Below are 19063 nucleotides of genomic sequence, written 5' to 3'. Positions count from 1 at the left end.
CGTTGGACTTGCTTGCTTCAATGCAACCCGACCCCAGCACGAGACCGCATGAATCCCCTCAGGGGAAGGAAACGCTCGTGACTATCCTCATTCCCACTCCCCGGCCGATCGTTGCTGCACCCATGGCAGGTGGACCCACCACTGTCGCGCTTGCCCTGGCGGTCGCCGAAGCAGGCGGCTTCCCATTTCTCGCCGGCGGCTACAAACCGCCGAAGCCCTCCACGCAGAAATCCAGCAGCTTCAGGCCAAGAACGTTCCCTTCGGCGTCAACATCTTCGTGCCGAGCAACGCCACCGTCGACCCGGCTGCCTTGTCTGCCTATGCCGATGAACTTACCCCGGAAGCCGAACACTACGGCCTGCAACTCGACCCCTGCCCCATCTCCGATGACGACCACTGGGATGACAAGATCGCACTCCTGACCACACATCCCGTCCCCGTGGTGTCCTTCACCTTCGGCCTACCACCCCGCGGCATCATCACCACCCTCCACGAGCACAGCACACAGGCACTGATCACCGTCACGACCCCCGACGAAGCCGTCGCCGCAACCGAACACGGTGCCGACGGGCTCATCATCCAAGGCCCCGCAGCCGGTGGACACAGCGCCACCTTCGACCCCACGCGGACACCACAACCGGAAGACCTCCCCACTCTCGTCTGCCGCGTGCGCAAGGTCAGCCCCTTGCCAGTGATCGCCGCCGGCGGCATCGATGACGCTGAAGCGGTACGAGCAGCACTCGATGCAGGCGCCATCGCGGTTGCGGTAGGGACCCTTCTGCTCCGCACCGACGAAGCCGGAACCTCAGCCATCCACCGGGCAGCACTGGCCGACCCCGCCCTCGACGACACCACCATCACCCACGCGTTCACCGGACGACCGGCCCGCGCCCTCACTAACGACTTCATCACCCAACACCACGCCACCGCATCCCACGCATACCCCGCCGTGCACCACCTCACCCGTCCACTGCGACAAGCTGCCACCCAAGCCAGCGACGCCCACCGGGTCCACCTCTGAGCCGGGACCGGCTACCGCAACGCACCCACCGGCCCAGCCGCCAACATCATCCGCACGCTCTACCCACTCCCCGACGATGAGCAACTCACCTAACCGGCATGGGTGTAACGCTCCTGCGCGGTGATCCTCCGTGATGTGACCCCCATATGTGGTGTACTTGTGTGGGTTCACAAGCATCTTTACCGGGCGAGAGGACGATTCCGATGATTGACATGAGCCGCCGTTCGTTTACTGCCATGGCCATCTTTGGCCCGCTTATCAGCCGAACAGCGTTACCTGAGCATAAGGTGTCCGGGCCACCGATTGACGGGCCGGACAGCCTCCACATCGAGTGGGTACCTGCCCCGTATCAGCAGTACGGATCTGATCCGGTGAAGTACGGAAATCACGACCTTGCGCGCCGCCCCTCTGCGCCTTCGCTGACGAGAATCGTCATCCACGACACCGAGGAGACCTACGACAACACCATCAAACTCGTGGAGAAGCCGAACTACCTCGCATGGAACTACACGTTGAGATCTTCTGACGGTCACGTTGCGCAACACCTCGATCCCAAGGACATCGGCTGGCACTCCGGGAACTGGTACTACAACATGCACGCCCTCGGACTCGAACATGAGGGTAAGGCTCTCGAGGGAGAATCCTGGTATACGGACGCGATGTACCGCTCGAGTGCAGCGCTAGTCCGCTATCTGTGCGATAAATATGAGATCCCGCTGACGCGTGGTCGCGTCATTGGCCATGACGAGGTTCCTGGCATTGACACCGAGCACATCAAGGGGATGCACTGGGATCCGGGCGCCTTCTGGAACTGGGCTCGATACTTTGAGCTGTTGGGCCGCCCACTCACCGAGGGCACGGTGAGCACCAGACCCAAGCGCGGCGACGTCGTGAGGATTATGCCTGATTTCGAAATGAACACGCAGGCCTACAACGGCCAGGTCGTCAGAGGAGTGAACTTTGTGACGGCGAGGCAAGCCCCGTCGTCGGATGCCCCGACGGTTGTTGATGCCGGTATCAGCCCGGAGCCGGCAACAACAGAACCTGCCGACGTCGGCGCCCGGCTGAACACGGGTGCGGAGTATGTCGTCGCAGAGGTTGGAGGGAAGAACGACGAGTGGGTCGCCGTCTGGTACCTGGGAGCTAAGGCGTGGTTCCACAATCCCGCTCGACAGCCGGTGGCACGAGTTGTCCCGGGAGCGCGAACGATCACCGTGATTTCGCGCACGTCAGGTTATGGCCGGGCGTACCCGGAAGCCTCTGCCTATCCGGACGGCACCTGGGTGCAGCCCGAGGCTGCGTTGCCGTACGTGTTGGAGCCTGGTCAGCGCTATGTCGTCATCGACTCTCAGCCTGCGACAGACTATTACCGGTCCACGACGTTCGACGCCCCGCCGCCCAAGGACCACGTCAATGTGACCGGAAAGGACCGGTACGTATGTGTCTTCCTGGGACACCGTCAGGGCTACCTGAAAGCCACAGACGTGCAGAGCTGACGTCGGCGGTAGGAGTCGCGCAGAGGGACGGACGCGGTGATGGACGGCTGCTTGGGGCAGTGAGGGTGCGTTGCGCATGAGTGTGTGTCGATACCCATACGCAGGTACTGGCCTGCCTTGGTCCGATTTGGTGAGGATGGGTGGGATCCGGTAACGTTTGCCTGGTCGCCCGGGCGGTCGGGTGAACGAAGAGGATGACCCTCCTGAGGAGTTGTTTTCGGGGCATTGGCGCAGTTGGTAGCGCGCTTCCATGGCATGGAAGAGGTCAGGGGTTCGAATCCCCTATGCTCCACCAGACACGATGTTCCGGCGTGGTGGACGCCGCAGCGGAGGATCGTGTCGAAGGCCTGACGAGGTCGCCCGCGGGGCATTGGCGCAGTTGGTAGCGCGCTTCCATGGCATGGAAGAGGTCAGGGGTTCGAATCCCCTATGCTCCACGTAAAATAAGAACATCGAAGCTTGCCCCGCCTGATGGTGGGGCAGTTTTGTTTCTGCGGTGACGTGCGCCGGGGCGTCGATGCTCGTATGGGCGAGGACGCTGACGGTGGCCTCGGCGGATATGTGGGGCGTTCTCTTCGTCGTCGACGGTGATGTGGGTGAACAGTGTGCGGTTGAGGATGCGGCGTTCGGCTGATTCGCAATTGTTGGTGGAGGTCGTCGAGGACTTCGGTGAGCTGATCCAAGCCTGTTCAGGCATCGGTCTAGAAACGGGGACGAGCACATGTCGAAGTGGCAGGTTCCCGGGAAACCGCAGATACGGCGCTACGCCCCGGACGAGAAAGCGGCGGCGGTCCGGATGGTCCCGCTGCGAGCAGGGCTGGCTATGTCAACTTCATTTGGCCCCGGGTTGTCGGTCTGGCTGGGCCCCGGTTGGGTGCGAGAAGCCAACCCAGAGTGAACTCCGGGCAGCTTATGGGGGGCAGTTCATGTCAGTGGTGTCGGCGCAGGCGCAGGGAGTTGGTGATGACGCTCACCGAACTGAGGGCCATGGCGGCTGCGGCGATCATCGGGGACAACAGCCAGCCGAAGGCGGGGTAGAGCACTCCCGCGGCGATCGGAATGCCGATGACGTTGTAGATGAATGCGAACAGCAGGTTCTGCTTGATGTTGCGCATAGTGTCGACGGACAGGTCGCGGGCCTTGACCAGGGCTGCGAGGTCGCCGCCGAGGAGGGTCACGTCTGCGCTCTCGATGGCGACGTCGGTCCCGGTGCCCATGGCGACGCCAACGTCCGCCCCGGCCAGGGCAGGGGCGTCGTTGACGCCGTCACCGGCCATCGCGACCGTGTGACCTTGCTCCTGGAACCGCTGGACGTGCCCATGCTTCTGATCCGGAAGCACGTCCGCGATCACCTCGTCGATGTGGAGCTCGTCGGCGATGGCGTGGGCGGTGGTGGCGTTGTCCCCGGTCAGCATCACGATCCGCATGCCACGGTGACGTAGGTCGTCGATGGCCTGGGCGGTGGTGGGCTTGAGTGGGTCGGCGATGGCCAGGATGCTTGCAGGCTGACCATCGACAGTCACGATGACGGCAGTGGCTCCTTGGCGACGGAAGGCGTCGATGTCGTCGGTCAGGGGGGTCGTGTCGGCATGCTGGGTCGTGAGGAAGGCAGGGCTGCCGACCATGACCTGGTGACCGTCGACCAATGCTTGGACGCCGCCACCCGGGCGGGCGGTGAATGCAGTGGCGGTCGGTACGGTGACGTCGCGTTCTCGCGCCGCGTCGACGATCGCGCGGGCCAAGGCATGTTCGGACCCGGACTCGACAGCGGCCGCCATGGCCAGCACGATCTCGGCGTGGTGGCCGGCGACGACCTTCTGGTCGACGAGGCTGGGATGGCCCTGGGTCAGGGTCCCGGTCTTGTCGACCACCAGGGTGTCGATCTTCTGCAGTCGTTCGAGTGCTTCGGCGTTCTTGACCAGGACGCCATCGCGGGCTCCGCGACCAACCCCGACCATGATGGACATGGGTGTGGCAAGGCCAAGCGCGCAAGGGCAGGCGATGATGAGCACGGACACTGCAGCAACGATCGCGAACGGTAGCCGGGGCTGTGGCCCGACCGTGGCCCAGACGGCGAAGGTGATCAGTGCGATGCCGATCACGACCGGCACGAACACAGCGGAGATCTTGTCGACGAGCCCTTGGATGGGGGCTTGGGAACGTTGCGCCTGGGACACGAGGTCGACGATGCGGGCCAGGGTCGAGTCGGCGCCCAGGCCGGTGGCCTCGATGACCAGGCTGCCGCCGCTGGTGATGGTGCCGCCGATCACACGGTCGCCGGGGTTCTTGTCAACAGGTACCGGCTCGCCGGTGATCATGGATTCGTCGACGTAGGCGTGGCCGTCAACCACGATGCCGTCTGCTGGGATCTTCTCACCGGGGCGGACCCGGCAATGGTCGCCGACCTGCAGGTCCGCGGATGGCACTTCCTCTTCTTCTCCGTCGGAGTTGATGCGGTGCGCGGTGGCTGGCGACAGGTCCAGCAGGGCGCGGATGGCACCCGAGGTCTGGTCGCGTGCCCGCAGTTCGAGTACCTGCCCCAGCAGCACCAGGGTGATGATCACGGCGGCGGCCTCGAAGTAGACGCCGACCCGGCCACCGTCATCACGCATGATGGCCGGGAAGATCCCCGGGGCCAGGACGGCGACCACACTGTAGAACCACGCGGCACCCGCACCGAGGCTGACGAGGGTGAACATGTTGAGGTGCCGGCTGGCCACTGATCGGGCGCCACGTGCGAAGAATGGCCACCCGGCCCACCACACCACGGGGGTGGACAGCGCGAGTTCGACCCAGGGCACCCATGCCCCGACGGCCAGGGCCGGGACCATCGCCAGCACCACCAGGGGCAGGCTGAGCACGGCTGCCACGCGGAGACGGCGGCGCATGTCTGCCAGCTCTGGGTTGGGTCCGTCGTGGACGCCCACCGAGACCGGTTCGAGCGCCATGCCACAGATCGGGCACTCGCCCGGCCCATCCTGCCGGATCTCGGGGTGCATGGGGCAGGTCCATTCGCCATCGCGTGGGCCGGTGTCGGCCTGTGGCGGCGGGGCGCTTTGCCCGCCGTGCTGTTGGTGGGCAGCAGGCTGCCCGGGGTGGGTGTGCTGGTGTGCTGCTGGCGCGGGGGGCTGTCCGTCCGGTTGGAGGAACATGCCGCACTTGGGGCAGCGGCCAGGGTGGTCACTGGTGACCTCGGGGTGCATGGGGCAGGTGAAGGAGTCCCCTTCAGCCGTGATGGGCTTGTCGGGTGGGGTAGGGCTGGTCATGGTCTTCTTCGTCCGTTGAGTGGTGGTGCTCTGTGGTGCTGGTGGGCGCGTGGTGCGAGGTTCTTGGCTCAGTGGTGATCGGCCCCGTGGTTCATCATCCGCATCATGAGCCACATTATTACTACGCAGCCGAGGGCGGGGATGGCGGCGGCCATGACGCCGCCTGCGGAGAGGCTGGCACGACCTGTCCACAGGTATCCGGCCACGATGAGCAGCATCGGGGCACACATCAGCAGGTGCATCCAGTGGTGGCTCTTGCCGTGGCCTGTCATCTTCGGATCGTGCCGGTGCTGCACGGGCTCGAGTACCGGGTCGGCGGCGGGGCCGGGAGCGTCGCTGTCACTGCGGTTGAGCTGGGTGGGGCTTGTGTACATGGTGGTCTCCTTCGTCGTGTGTGGCTGGCTGCCGTCACCATCCAGACTGTCGAGCGTCCATGAAGCTGGACCGGGGCAAATGATGAAGGTTTGACCAAGACGTCGGAGGCATGTGCGGGCATGCGGCGGTGCGGTTCCCGGGGTGACGCGGGAACCGCATCGGCGTGGGCTGGGGTCAGTAGCGCAGGCTGGTCATCATGCCGATCTCGGCGTGGTAGATGTTGTGGCAGTGCAGCATCCAGGCTCCGGGGTTGTCGGCCTGCAGGTCGGCCTCGATGGTCTGCATGGGCAGCAGCAGCACGGTGTCCTTGCGCAGTCCGTTGCTGCCCGGCAGGGACCAAGTGTGGCCGTGGATGTGCATCGGGTGGGCCATCATCGTCATGTTCGTCATCCGCATCCGGACCCGCTGTCCCGGGCTGATCGACAGGGGTGTGTCCTCACCGAACTTCTTGCCGTTGATGCCCCAGGCGTAGGGCTTCATCTGGCCGTTGAGCTGGACCTCGAGGGTCTGCTCCGGTTCCTTGTCGGGCAGCTTGGCTGCGTCGGCGGCGCGCAGGGCGGTGCCCAGGACAGCCTTTCCTCCGAGTTCGGGGATTCGGGTGGTGGCCGGCGGAATGCTGCCGGCGCCGGTCTTGACGATGGCGCGGGCGGGAGTACCGGTCTTGCCCTCGGGGGCGGCCTGCAGCACGAAGACGCCGTCGCCGACGGTGACGGTGGCGTCGATCCTTTCTCCCATGGCGAGGTAGATGGCCGTCGCCTCGACCGGCTGCACGGCGAAACCGTCGGCGTGGGTGATGGTGAATCGGTGCCCGGACAGGCCGACCTTGAAGATCGTGTCGGCTCCGGCATTGATGAGCCGTAGCCGGACCTTGTCCCCGGGGCGTGCCGTGAGGGTGCGCGGTGCGGCCGGGATCCGGCCGTTGACGACGTAGTGCGGGTAGCTCACGTCTCCGGCATCACCCAAGGGGGAACTGCCGTGGTCCATGCCTCCCATGTCGTGGTTCATTCCTTGGGACAGGGGGCCGCTGTTGGCCTTGAAGTCGGCGAAGATCGCATCCGGTGACTTGCCAACCCCATCGGTCCAGTCATCCAGGACCAGGACCCATTCCGCGTCGTGGTCGCCCGGATCGCGTGGGTCGTCCAGCACGAGGGGAGCGTACAGCCCCCGGTCGATCTGGACTCCGCTGTGGGGATGGAAGAAGTAGGTTCCGGCATGGGGTGCGACGAACTCGTAGGTGAAGGCACTCTTGGCGGCGATGGGGTCCTGAGTGACACCAGGCACACCGTCGGAGGCGTTGCGCAGGGCAATGCCGTGCCAGTGCACCGAGGTGGCTGTGGGGAGCTGGTTGTCGACCGTGACCCGGAACAGGTCGCCCGCCTTGCCGCGCAGGACGTTCCCGTCGAGTTCGTCGGTGTAGGCCCAGGTCTTGGCCAGGACACCGCCCAGGTCCAAGGTGACAGGGCGCGGGGTCAGGATGTGGGTGACGGTCGTCGCCCCGGCCGGGGTGGCGAGTGGTGTCTGGGTCGGGATGGCCCATGTGGCCGGGGTGGTGCTGGCCGGGGAGGGCTGCTTGGCGCCGCATGCAGCCAGGGCGCTGGTGGATGCCAGGCCGAGGCCGGCGAGCAAGGCCTGTCGGCGAGTGATCGTGTTCATGCCCACGACTCTTCCCGCCCCGCATTGTGACCGGGTCAGGGAAGTGTGGAGATTCGATCAAGACTTCGTGGCAGCACCAGGGTGAACGACGCACCGCAGCCCACCCCCGGACTGGCCGCCAGCACGTCGCCCCCATGTGCCCGGGCGACGGCTCTGGCGATGGTCAGGCCGACTCCGGTTCCGCCGTCGACGTCACGGACCCTGCGTGATCCTTGGTGGAAGAAGCGTTCGAAAACGTGGGACACCTCACCGGCGGGTATGCCTGCGCCGGTGTCGCTGACCTGGATGGACACCGAGTCCGTGTCAGACCAGCTCGTCACACATACCTCACCCCCGCGCGGCGTGTGCTGGACGGCGTTGCGCAGCAGGTTGTCCAGGACCTGGCCGATGCGTGCAGGGTCGACATCCACCTCCACGGGGCAGTTGCCACGGGTCACCAGCTGGATACCTGCCTCGGCACAGGCTTTCGCACACGAGGTGACCGCCGATTCCACCAGGTCATCGATGCGGGTCAGCCGTAGTTCCAAGGGGATCCGCCCCTCCTCTGCCCTGGAGACCTCGGAGATGTCGGCCGCCAGCGCCGTGATGCGCTCGTTCTGGCGTTGGAGGACCTCAAGAACCTCCGGCCCATACACGGCGACTCCGTCCTGGAGGCTCTCAAGCGTCACCCTCGTCACGGACAGGGGCGTTCGCAGCTCATGGCCAAGATCGGTCAACATGCGTCGTCGGGTGGCCTCCGTGGCCGCGATCTGGGCCGCCATCCGGTTGAACTCATGGGCCACGGATTCGAGTTCGCGCCCCAGTGGCGGCATGCGCACGGGGTCGTCGTAGTTGCCGTGCGCGACCCTCTCAGCCCCCTCGGCCAGGGCATCCAGCCCTCGGATGAAGCTGCGGTTCAGCACCCATGACGTCACCGCCGCGATCATCATCGCGGCGGCAAGTCCCAATCCCAGGGAGGCCGCACCGGCGTCATGGAAGGCACGCTCGGCATGGTCCAGCACCATGGGCTGGGTGTGCCCGGCCTCGGCCATGTGCTTCTTGAACAACGGCGGGCCCATCTCAAGGGCGGTCAGGACCAGCGTGACGCTCATGGTGACCAGGACGGCGAACTGGGTCCACACCAGCCGTCGACCCCACGACAACCCGGGCCACAACTTTGATGGCCGTCCTCCCATCAGCCTCGGCCCATCCGGTAGCCCACGCCCCGCACAGTCAGCACGTAGCGGGGATCGGCGGCCTCCTCACCCAGCTTCTTGCGAAGGTGTGCCACGTGGACATCGACCAGATGGTCGTCGCCGACCCAGTCCTCGCCCCAGACCATGTCCGTGAGCTGACGCCGGCTCAACACACGTCCGGGATGCGCGGACAGCGCCTTCAGCAGGTCGAACTCGGTGCGTGTCAGGTCCACCGCCACACCATCCATGAGAGCTTCGCGCGAGTCGGGATGCACCACCAGTTCCCCGATCCTGCGGGCGACGGATGCCGAAGCCGTGGATCTCGGGCGACGCAGCATCACCTGGACGCGTGCCACGAGTTCGCGCGGGCTGAAGGGCTTGGTGAGGTAGTCATCCGCGCCCACGGACAACCCGATGAGCATGTCCACCTCGTCAGCTCGCGCGGTCAGCATCAGGACGTAGCAGTCGCTGAAGGTGCGCACCTTGCGACAGACCTCCACTCCGTCGAGGCCCGGAAGGCCGAGGTCGAGGATGACGACATCCGGCTGCTCCTCCCGGATCCGCGAAACCGCCTCGTTCCCGTCTGCACAGGTGTCTGCGGCCATGCCGGCCCGTTCCAGGTAGTTCTTCACCGTGCCGGCCAGCACCGGTTCGTCGTCGACCACCAGCACCGAAGTGCGCGCCACATCGCTCATGGCTCCATCTCACCACGAGACCCGGCAGGCGTCACCTCGTCGGTTGCGAGGACGGGGACATGTTGTGGTTCATGCTGCCCATGTCGTGGTTCACGCCGGACATGCTACCCATGTCATGGGTCATGACGCTCGACGACGTGTCACCTCCCAGGACTGCCGGATCGACCATCCCGAAGATCATCGCCACGTGGGCCACCACGAGGAAGGCCGCCACCATCGCCACGTGCATCCGCAGACGGTTCTCACTACTGCGGCCCAGGACCCCCGCCTCGAGGAGACTGATCACGAGCATGGGCAGGCCACCGACCAGGTAGCTGAGGACCGCGATGACATCAGCCGGGCCGCGCCATCCCCCATTCATGGTCAAGGGCACCACCGCGTGGACCATCAGGTGCGTCCCGATGAAGACCCACACGGGACCGGCGAGCAGGCCAGCAGCCCGACTGAGCCTCGCCACCCACGGGGCTGCGGGCCGGTCATTGCGGCGCCCCAGCAGCATGACCAGTTCCGTGATCGCCAAGGTCTCGGCCAGGATGACCGGGAGGGCCATGAACAACAGCAGGTTCCACGGTTGCCGCACCGCGAGAAGTTCCATGTAGTGGGTCATCGCCATGCCAGCCATGCCCGAGCCAGCAGTCAGGTCGGGCACGGCCAGGGCCAGCCCGACCACGGCCACGCTGACAATTCCCAGGAATGCGAGGGACCCACGAGCCAGGGATGAGGATTCATTCGTCGTCATGACGACAAGCCTCCAGGCGGCATGACGAGCCACGAGCAAGACAGTGTGAAGAAATGATCAAGATCCACCGCGAACACCGGCTGTCACCCACCTCCCCGTCCGGACCATCGATGCCCCGGACCTGTGCAGTACCCGCAGTGGCACAGAAACCCACCAGAAGTCGACCGGCACTCGGTTCGGCCGCCTCTCTGCCGTGCACTGCTCTCGATGGCCACGCCATGACCCGTCGACTCACAGAGTCTGGCGAGCTCGCGTGTGGGCGAGGCGATAGGAGTTGGTTCCGGTCTCGATGATGGTGGCGTTGTAGGTGAGGCGGTCGACGATCGCTGCACAGGGCCTGGGGTCAGTGAAGGTGTCGGTCCAGGCGGAGAAGGACTGGTTGGACGCGATCGCGATGGCGTTCTTCTCCTCCCGCTCTGTAAGGACCTGGAACAACAGCTCGGCGCCGCGCCGGTCGAGCTCCATGTCGCTGTGGGGCTCGAGGGACTGCTTGCCTGGCCGGCCACCTCAACCCAACCGGATGTCCGCCTACTCAAGCAGTGTCTGACCGAGAGTTTCCAGGTGTGGCTGACCGGATCGCAGTCGCCGGAGGCATGACGCTCAAGTCGACTATTCCAAGCGAAAGCCATGCTGCAGGACCAAGCCCACCATCCTCGCTCTCATGCCCAGCGTTGCTCACGTTGTACTGACTGGGGACGTTGATGAATCGCGAGAGGGGAAGCTCAGCGTCGGGCCGACCTTGACATTGCAGGGCACTTGTCCGGTCGGGGCATGTGTTCCATGTCCACGATGACCTCCCAGGCAGTGCCACAAGTACAACTTGTAGTAGCGCCCGTGGGACGAGGTCTCTTGGCGGACGCGAATCAACGTGTCCGATCAGTACACCAGCATCGCCAAGTCACAGTACGGTCGCGTTATATGTCCGCAACCTCCACCGATCGTCCATTCCGCGTCGGTCGGCCTCGCCGGATCCAATTCGATCCAGCACGGTCCACGAGCAATTCCCCAGCCCACCGAACCGAAGGAACTCCGGATACCCACCGCCAAGCAGCCACACCACGGCAGCCCGCAGAGCAAATCCATGGGCCACCAGGCACACCGTCTGGTTCTTCTGCTCGTCCACGGCATCCCTGACCGCCGCCGTCACCCTCTCGGCAACCTCGGCGGTCGTCTCGCCGTCAGAGCGCCGGAAATCCTCGCCAGAGGCCATCAGGCGCGTGTAATGGGGGTCGTTGCGATGTAGATCGGGCACGGTCTCCCCCGCCCACTGACCTACGTCGACCTCTTTGAGCCGGTCATCGAAACCGACCTCGAGACCGGTAGCACGCCCGATCGTCTCGGCCGTCACCCTGGCACGCACCAACGGCGATGACACGATCGCCACCGGATCCATCCCGGCAATGACGGGCGCAACGGCCTCGGCCTGGGCAATCCCCACCGAGGACAGCGGAATGTCCAACTGCCCCTGGAGCCGTCCGTCGGCGTTGAACTCGGTCTCGCCGTGCCGAACCAGGACGATCCGCGTCGTCACATCTGGTCCCAGTCGAGCTGCTCCTCAGGCAGCTGCAGGTCGACGGCCGGGCAGTCCTTCCACAGCCTTTCCAGGGAGTACAGTTCGCGTTCCTCCTGATGCTGTACGTGCACCACGATGTCGACGTAGTCGAGCAACACCCAACGGTTCTCCCGCTCTCCCTCGCGGCGGGCGCGATGAGCCTCGTGCTCATGCATGGTCTGGTCGATGGCGTCGACCACGGCCGACACCTGACGCTCGCTGGCCGCAGAGATGATGACGAAGATGTCAGTGATGGCGAGGTGCTCCGAGACGTCAAGGGCGACGATGTCGAAGCCCTTCTTGTCAAGGGCGGCGTGTGCCGCCACACGGGCGAGCTCGATGGCCTGTTCGGTGGCGCTCAATGATCCTCCGGATTGATGTTGATGTTGTCGTGATAGAGACCGCGCTTGTTGATGTACTGCACGATGCCATCCGGCACGAGGTACCAGATCGGCATGTCCTCCCCGACCCGCTGACGGCAGTCGGTTGACGAAATGGCCATAGCCGGCACCTCGAGAAGAGTGACCTTCTCAGCCGGCAGATGGGAGATGTCCTTGGCTCCCAGCGGCACCCCAGGACGCGACACCCCAATGAAGTGTGCGAGGTCGAACAGTTCCTCAGCGCCACGCCACGTGAGGATGTGACTCAGCGCGTCGGCACCGGTAATGAAGAACAGATCGACATCACTGCCTCGCTCTCGTCGCAGATCCTTGAGGGTGTCGACGGTGTACGTGTCCCCCGGACGATCGATGTCGACCCGTGACACCGAGAATGACGGGTTCGACGCCGTCGCGATGACCGTCATGAGGTAACGGTCCTCGGCCTGCGAAACCTTGCGTCCCTTCTTCTGCCAGGGCACGCCAGTGGGCACGAAGACGACCTCGTCGAGGTCGAACCTGGCCGCAACCTCAGAGGCTGCGACGAGGTGGCCATGATGAATGGGGTCGAAGGTACCGCCCATCACCCCGAGCTGGTAACGGCGTCCGTTGTGGACCCGCGCCAGCCCCAGCTCAACACTCGGCATCAGGAATGCGGCCGACCCTTGCCGATACCACGAACGATGCCAAGTGCAATCAGCAGCACCAGCAGCGTCAGGATACCGACGACGAGGGCCGAGGACTCCATGAGAAGAGGAACCATGCTCATGGCGTCTCAGCCTATCCCACAACCACCCCAGAACGACCGTTGAACGGTCAAGGACGGCCTCACGGACGGGTCTGACCGTCTCCCTGCAAGACGTAGGTCGTCGTCGTCATCTCCCACAGACCCATCGGTCCGCGGGCATGGAGCTTCTGGGTGGAAATACCGATCTCGGCACCAAATCCGAACTCCCCGCCATCGACGAACCGGCTGGAGCAGTTCACCAGCACCGCCGCGGCATCGACGCTGGAGGTGAAGAACTCCTGGGAGGTCATCGACCTTGTGACGATCGTCTCCGAGTGGCCCGAACCGTGCTTGGCGATGTGGTCGACGGCCTCCTCCAGGTCGTCGACGATGTGCAGCGCGAGGTCCAGGGACAGGTACTCGTCGTCGTACTCATCGGGCTTGGCCGGCACGATGCGGGGATCCAGCCGAATACTGTCCTCATCGCCATGCACCGTCACTCCGCGATCGCTCATGGCGTCCACCAGCAGCGGCACTGCGGTGTCCGCAATTCCCCGATGCACCAGCACCGTCTCGATGGCATTGCACACACTGGGACGCTGCGTCTTGGCATTGACGGCGATGCTGATCGCCATCTCCACATCGGCACTAGCGTCGATGACGAGGTGGCAGTTGCCGGTTCCGGTCTGGATGACGGGCACCTCGGCCCCGGAGACGACGGCGTTGATGAGCCCGGCCCCACCACGCGGAATGAGCAGGTCGACGTCCCCACGGGCAGCCATGAGCTCGTCGGTGACCTCATGGCCACCCTCGACGAGCTGCACCGCCTCACGGATTTCCTCGGGCAACCGGGAGCGCATCGCCGCGATGACGGCACGGTTGGACTCCAGAGCCGAGGACGATCCTCGCAACAGGCAAGCGTTGCCGGACTTGAGGCAGATACCGGCGGCGTCAGAGGTGACATTGGGACGAGCCTCGTAGATGATCCCGATGACGCCGATCGGCACCCGGACCTGCTCCACCTTGACTCCCAGCGGGGTGTGCCAGCCACGCACGACCTCACCGACGGGGTCGTCGAGCCGAGCGACCCCTTCCAGGCCGACGGCCATTCCCTCGACCCGTTCCGGGGTGAGGGTGAGACGGTCGACAATGGCCTCGTCCATCCCGTCCTCACGGCCACGATCGACATCGGCACGGTTGGCGGCCAGGATGTCGTCGACGTTCTTGCGCAACCCGGCGGCCATGGCCATCAGCAGGTCGTCCTTGTCGATGCGACGCAGCCGACGCAACACCGTGGCAGCAGATCGGGCAGCCTTGGCCTGTTCGATGACTCGCGAGCTCATGGCCACATGGTATTCGTCAGGTGGGCAACACCACCATGGTGACCACAGCGACGGTGAGTCACTTCTTGGTAGTTCGACGACGGCTCAACACCATGGCGTCGCGATGGATGATCTCCCGGGACGCCGCCGGGCCCATTTCCGCGGCCAGCCAGGCGCTCGAACGTCCTCTCATCACGCGCACCTCGTCATGGGAGAACTGAGCGATGCCGCGCCCGACGAGCCGACCGTCCGGGGCTAGGATCGTCACCGGATCACCCGCCTGGAAATCCCCGTGAACCCGAGTGACACCCACCGCCAACAACGACGAATGGCGTGTGGTGAGGGCCTCGACGGCCCCCTCGTCGATGACGATCTGGCCCTGCGGGGTAGCGGCGTCGGCCAGCCACAGCAGACGCCGGGACCGCCGCGTCGCCATCGGTCGGAAGTAGGTGCCCACGGCTGCCCCACCCAGGACGCCACGGGCGTCCGAAGCCGATGCGAGCACCACAGGGACCCCCGCGCTGGTGGCCATTCGGGCGGCCTCCAGCTTCGTCGTCATGCCCCCGGTACCGACCCCGGATCCGGCCTTGTGGGTGTCGATCTCCAGCGCGTCAATGTCCTCGACGACATCCAGACGACGGGCGTCCGGGGAATCCGGATGAGCGGTGTAAAGGGCGTCGACGTCAGACAGCAGCACGAGGGCCTGAGCGCGCACCAACTCAGCCACCAGGGCAGCGAGTCGGTCGTTGTCGCCGAACTTGATCTCCCCGGTGGCAACGGTGTCGTTCTCGTTGACGATTGGCACGACTCCCAGCTCGAGCAGGGTGTCCAGGGTCGACCAGGCATTTCGATAGGAGGTGGGGCGGACCAGGTCATTGACGGTCAGCAGTACCTGTCCGACCCGCAACCCGTGGCTGGCAAAACGTGACGTGTAGTGGGCCAGCAGGATTCCCTGCCCGACCGAGGCTGCCGCCTGCTTGCCGGCCACGCTCCGTGGGCGGTGGGTCATTCCCATCGCTGGGAACCCGGTGGCGATGGCTCCTGAGCTCACCAGGACGACCCGCTTGCCGTCCGCGACGACCTCGCTAAGCACGTCGACCAGCTCGTCGACACGGCGAACATCGATCCCGCCGCCGGGCAGGGTCAACGAGGATGATCCGATCTTGACCACCACAGTGGTGGCCGCGGAAATGACTCGACGTTGATCAGTCACGGCTCTCGAACCGCTCATCCTCGGCGACGCGGGCACGCCACGACTCACCCCGTGGATCGCGGCCTACCTGGCCGTATTCCTCACGGGCGCGGTGATATTCGCGATCCATCTCGCGACGACGGGTGGCCGAGGGACGCTCGGTCTCCAGACGCTGGTCCTCACCGCGGCGGGACAACAGCTCGGCACCCGACTCGATCTGCGGGGCGAAGTCGAAGATGACGGCGTCCTCACCACCGACGGCGACGGCGTCACCGGCAATGGCCCCCATGGCCAGCAGCTCCTCCTCGACGCCCAGGCGGTTGAGGCGATCCGACAGGTAGCCGACGGCCTCCGGGTTGTTGAAGTCAGTCTGAGCGACCCAACGAGCCGGCTTGTCACCGGTCACACGCCACAAGAAACCGCCCTCACCGTCGCCCTGACGCTTGATGGAGAAGGCCGGGCCCTCCTCCTTGGGCCTGGGCCGGATGACGATCCGCTCCGGCTCGGGTTCGGGCTCGTCCTCGCGAGCCTTCTCGACCAGATCGGCCATGGCGAACTTGAGGGAGTTGAGCCCCTCTCCGGACTTCGTCGAGACACGGAAGACCGCCCAGCCACGCTTGCCGACATCGTCGAAGACGATGTCGGCCAGGTCAGCGGCGTCTGGGACGTCAACTTTGTTGAGCACCACCAGACGTGGACGATCCTCCAGGCCACCATGGGCAGCAAGCTCCCCCTCGATGACGTCGAGGTCGGTGACAGGGTCGCGACCCGGCTCGTAGGTGGCGCAGTCGATGACGTGGACGATGGCCCGGCAGCGCTCGATGTGGCGCAGGAAGTCGAAGCCAAGACCCTTGCCCAGCGAGGCTCCCGGGATGAGGCCGGGCACGTCCGCGACGGTGTAGGTCGTCTCCCCTGCGACGACCACGCCAAGATTCGGCACCAGGGTGGTGAAGGGATAATCGGCAATTTTCGGCTTGGCTCGCGAGATCGCCGCGATGAGGCTGGACTTTCCGGCCGAGGGGAATCCCACCAGGCCGATGTCGGCGACGACCTTGAGCTCGAGCAGGACCTTGCGCTCCTCCCCGGCCTCACCGAGCAAGGCGAAGCCGGGGGCCTTGCGCGCCGAGTTGGCCAGCGCGGCATTGCCGAGACCACCACGACCACCGGCCGCGACGACGAGCTCGGATCCCGCTCCGACGAGGTCTCCCAGTGGCTCGCCGGTGTCGGCGTCGGAGACGACCGTGCCCTCGGGAACACCCAGGACGATGTCGGAGCCGTTGGCCCCGGCTTGGTTGTCACCGCGTCCGGGCTCTCCGTTGGTGGCCTTGCGAGTGGACTGCCAGTGATAGTCGACCAGGGTCGTCACCTGGGGGTCGACGCGCAGAATGACCGACCCGCCATGACCGCCGTTGCCACCATCGGGGCCGCCCAACGGCTTGAACTTCTCACGTCTGACGGAGGCGCAGCCGTGTCCCCCCTTGCCCGCCACGGCGGTCAGCGTCGCGCGGTCGACGAAGGACGGGATGGCCATGTTCTGCTCCTCGAAGATGGGGTCGGGCCGTCTGGCCCAGGGTGGATCACAAGTCTAGACGCCGGGACGCGCCACCCCTTCCAGGTGGCGCGTCCCGAACTGTCAGGCCTGTGCTGGTCGTTCCGGTCCAGCAGCTCGACGCGGCGGAGCTCCTTCAACCTTCACGGCATCTGCGGTATGCCGTGGCGTACCGGAGGGCTCGTCCCTCTCCGAGCCGTCCGGAGCCTCAGCGCGGGCGTCCTGGGAAGGAATCTCCACGGCGTCACCGGAGGCTGCCAAAGTCTCCTGAGAAGTTCTCTCCCTGGACTCAGACGCGGCGCGCATCTGGATACCAGTGTGGTGGGACAGCGGCACGTCCTTGAGGAGGAAGGCCAGCAGACCTGCTACAGCAACCATCGGGGCCATCCACAGGAACAGCGGGGTCAGGGAGTTGACGTAGGCCTGGACGATACCGTCCCGAATGGCGTCAGGCATCTGATTGACGGCACCCGGGGTCAGCGAGGCTGCGGCGTGGCTGTGCGAGCTCATCGAGCCCAGCGCCTTGAGAACGGTCGGATCCTTGCTGGTGGCCAGGGAGGTGAACAGGTCCGTGACACGATTGGTCAGGCGGGTGGTGAAGGCCACGCCGATAAGAGAAGAGCCCAGGCACACACCGATCTGACGGAAGAAGTTGTTGTGGCTGGTGGCCGTTCCCAGCAGGGTTGGGCGGACGTCGTTCTGGACCGCCATGACGAGCAGCTGAAAGAACATACCCATGCCCAGACCGAGGACGAAGGTGTCGCCCATGATCCGCCAGACCGGGGAGTCCTGGTTCAGGGTCGACATCAGCGTCATGCCACCGGCAGCGACGATCGGGCCGATGATGATGAAGATGCGGTAACGACCTATCCGGGAGGTCAACAGGCCAGTCACCGTCGAGGCCAACAGAATACCGATCGTCATGGGGATGAGCAGTAGACCAGACACCGTGGCCGAGTAGCCGTAGGTCATCTGCATGTAGGTCGGCAGATAGGCCAGCACACCGAACATGGCGCCCATGGCGAGCATTCCGATGATCGTCGAGACGACGAAGGTGCGGTTGTGGAACAGCTCCAGCGGCAGCACCGGATCCTCGACCCGACACTCGACGACGGGCAGCACAGCCCACGCCACGACCGCGACGACGCCCAGGCCGATGATCTGCCAGGACAGCCAGTGGTACTGGGAACCGCCCCAGGTGGCCACCAGCACGATGGCCACGGCGCCGACGTCCATAAGGGTCAGACCTAGCCAGTCAATCTTCGTCGTCAGCTCATGCTTGGGTAGCTTGAGGGCGAAGAGGCAGGCCACCCAGGCCACGACACCCAGCGGCAGATTGATCCAGAACACCCAGCGCCAGGAGATCGAGTCGGTGAGCCAGCCGCCCAGCAGCGGGCCGAGCACCGAGGACACACCGAACATCGCGCCCATCGGCGCCATGTAGGCGGCACGAACGCGCGGTGGGATGAGGTCGCCGGTGATGGCCTGGGACAAGATCATGAGGCCACCGCCACCCAGGCCCTGGATGAAGCGGAAGAAAATGAAGGTGATCATGGTGCCGGCGGTGCCGCACAGGGCAGACCCCAGCAGGAACAGACCAATGGCGATGAGGTAGAGGGCCTTACGACCGATGAGGTCGGAGAGACGGCCATACAGCGGCATACCGACGGTGATGGCCAGGGTGTACGCGGTGATGACCCACGCCATGTGCTCGACGCCGGACAGGTCACCGACAATGGTCGGCAGAGCGGTGGCGACGATCGTCTGGTCCAGGGAGGACAGGAACATCACCATCATGAGGCAGAGATAGACAACCCAGAATCGGCGGTCTGGTTTGAACTTGGCAGCCTCAGGATCGGCAGCAGTTGCAGACATGTTACAGCTTTCTGATGTTGGATGGGAAGTGCGGGGCGCGTTGTCGCGC

General features: G+C 65.1%; 15 protein-coding genes, 2 tRNA genes and 2 pseudogenes. 4 read left to right on the top strand and 15 right to left on the bottom strand.

Annotated elements, in window-relative coordinates; all coding sequences use genetic code 11:
* Window positions 1–20 precede the first annotated feature (20 nt).
* The 4 genes and pseudogenes from ACP8LP_RS04305 to ACP8LP_RS04290 all read left to right on the top strand — a co-directional run bounded on the left by ACP8LP_RS04305 (window position 21) and on the right by ACP8LP_RS04290 (window position 2954).
* A pseudogene (locus ACP8LP_RS04305) lies at window positions 21–1021 on the top strand (nitronate monooxygenase).
* Window positions 1022–1308: 287 nt separating this feature from the next.
* On the top strand, window positions 1309–2517 hold the full coding sequence (locus ACP8LP_RS04300) for an N-acetylmuramoyl-L-alanine amidase (RefSeq protein WP_252908307.1): 1209 nt from the start codon (window positions 1309–1311) through the stop codon (window positions 2515–2517).
* 219 nt (window positions 2518–2736) lie between these two features.
* Window positions 2737–2812 (top strand) — tRNA-Ala (locus ACP8LP_RS04295).
* Between the two features lie 69 nt (window positions 2813–2881).
* Window positions 2882–2954: transfer RNA gene (locus ACP8LP_RS04290), tRNA-Ala, on the top strand.
* Window positions 2955–3446: 492 nt separating this feature from the next.
* Here ACP8LP_RS04290 and ACP8LP_RS04285 read toward each other — a convergent pair.
* The 15 genes and pseudogenes from ACP8LP_RS04285 to ACP8LP_RS04215 form a co-directional block, all read right to left on the bottom strand.
* Window positions 3447–5783 carry a copper-transporting P-type ATPase gene (locus tag ACP8LP_RS04285; protein ID WP_016667384.1) on the bottom strand — a complete coding sequence of 779 codons (2337 nt, stop codon included), beginning with the start codon at window positions 5781–5783 and terminating at the stop codon, window positions 3447–3449.
* A gap of 68 nt (window positions 5784–5851) precedes the next feature.
* The gene (locus ACP8LP_RS04280) at window positions 5852–6157 is read right to left on the bottom strand and encodes a hypothetical protein (protein WP_016667383.1); all 306 of its coding nucleotides are present in this window, start codon (window positions 6155–6157) and stop codon (window positions 5852–5854) included.
* A 175-nt stretch (window positions 6158–6332) separates the two neighbouring features.
* The gene (locus tag ACP8LP_RS04275) at window positions 6333–7811 is read right to left on the bottom strand and encodes a multicopper oxidase family protein (RefSeq protein ID WP_484483293.1); all 1479 of its coding nucleotides are present in this window, start codon (window positions 7809–7811) and stop codon (window positions 6333–6335) included.
* Window positions 7812–7846: 35 nt separating this feature from the next.
* Window positions 7847–8902, bottom strand: coding sequence for a HAMP domain-containing sensor histidine kinase (locus ACP8LP_RS04270; protein ID WP_063280003.1), 1056 nt, complete (start codon window positions 8900–8902; stop codon window positions 7847–7849).
* A gap of 83 nt (window positions 8903–8985) precedes the next feature.
* Window positions 8986–9681 carry a response regulator transcription factor gene (locus ACP8LP_RS04265; RefSeq protein WP_016667380.1) on the bottom strand — a complete coding sequence of 232 codons (696 nt, stop codon included), beginning with the start codon at window positions 9679–9681 and terminating at the stop codon, window positions 8986–8988.
* A gap of 31 nt (window positions 9682–9712) precedes the next feature.
* Window positions 9713–10420, bottom strand: coding sequence for a DUF6803 family protein (locus tag ACP8LP_RS04260; RefSeq protein WP_063279974.1), 708 nt, complete (start codon window positions 10418–10420; stop codon window positions 9713–9715).
* A gap of 231 nt (window positions 10421–10651) precedes the next feature.
* Window positions 10652–10885 (bottom strand): annotated as a pseudogene (locus ACP8LP_RS04255) (ATP-binding protein); the annotation flags it as partial.
* Between the two features lie 433 nt (window positions 10886–11318).
* Entirely contained in the window at window positions 11319–11951 is a 633-nt protein-coding gene (locus tag ACP8LP_RS04250) for a histidine phosphatase family protein (protein ID WP_016667377.1), read from the bottom strand.
* Complete coding sequence (gene rsfS, locus ACP8LP_RS04245) at window positions 11948–12334, bottom strand: ribosome silencing factor (RefSeq protein WP_016667376.1); 387 nt, start codon at window positions 12332–12334, stop codon at window positions 11948–11950. Before rsfS ends, ACP8LP_RS04250 begins: the two co-directional genes overlap by 4 nt.
* Complete coding sequence (gene nadD, locus ACP8LP_RS04240; RefSeq protein WP_063279975.1) at window positions 12331–12996, bottom strand: nicotinate-nucleotide adenylyltransferase; 666 nt, start codon at window positions 12994–12996, stop codon at window positions 12331–12333. The genes rsfS and nadD overlap by 4 nt, the downstream gene beginning before the upstream one ends.
* Window positions 12996–13118, bottom strand: a complete 123-nt coding sequence (locus ACP8LP_RS04235) for a hypothetical protein (RefSeq protein WP_004811737.1) — start codon at window positions 13116–13118, stop codon at window positions 12996–12998. The genes nadD and ACP8LP_RS04235 overlap by 1 nt, the downstream gene beginning before the upstream one ends.
* A 59-nt stretch (window positions 13119–13177) precedes the next feature.
* The gene (locus tag ACP8LP_RS04230; protein ID WP_063279976.1) at window positions 13178–14425 is read right to left on the bottom strand and encodes a glutamate-5-semialdehyde dehydrogenase; all 1248 of its coding nucleotides are present in this window, start codon (window positions 14423–14425) and stop codon (window positions 13178–13180) included.
* A 52-nt stretch (window positions 14426–14477) separates the two neighbouring features.
* Window positions 14478–15611: a glutamate 5-kinase gene (gene proB, locus ACP8LP_RS04225; RefSeq protein ID WP_016667373.1), complete on the bottom strand. Its 1134-nt coding sequence runs from the start codon at window positions 15609–15611 to the stop codon at window positions 14478–14480.
* The gene (gene obgE, locus ACP8LP_RS04220) at window positions 15604–17121 is read right to left on the bottom strand and encodes a GTPase ObgE (protein WP_063279977.1); all 1518 of its coding nucleotides are present in this window, start codon (window positions 17119–17121) and stop codon (window positions 15604–15606) included. The genes proB and obgE overlap by 8 nt, the downstream gene beginning before the upstream one ends.
* Window positions 17122–17223: 102 nt before the next feature.
* A complete protein-coding gene (locus ACP8LP_RS04215) occupies window positions 17224–19014 on the bottom strand; it encodes an MDR family MFS transporter (RefSeq protein WP_063279978.1) in 1791 nt (596 codons plus the stop codon).
* Window positions 19015–19063 lie beyond the last annotated feature (49 nt).

The organism is Cutibacterium sp. LaCa_89, from assembly GCF_058177555.1.
The sequence above is the reverse complement of the archived record's forward strand: the minus strand, read 5'-3'. Positions and strand labels throughout refer to the sequence as shown.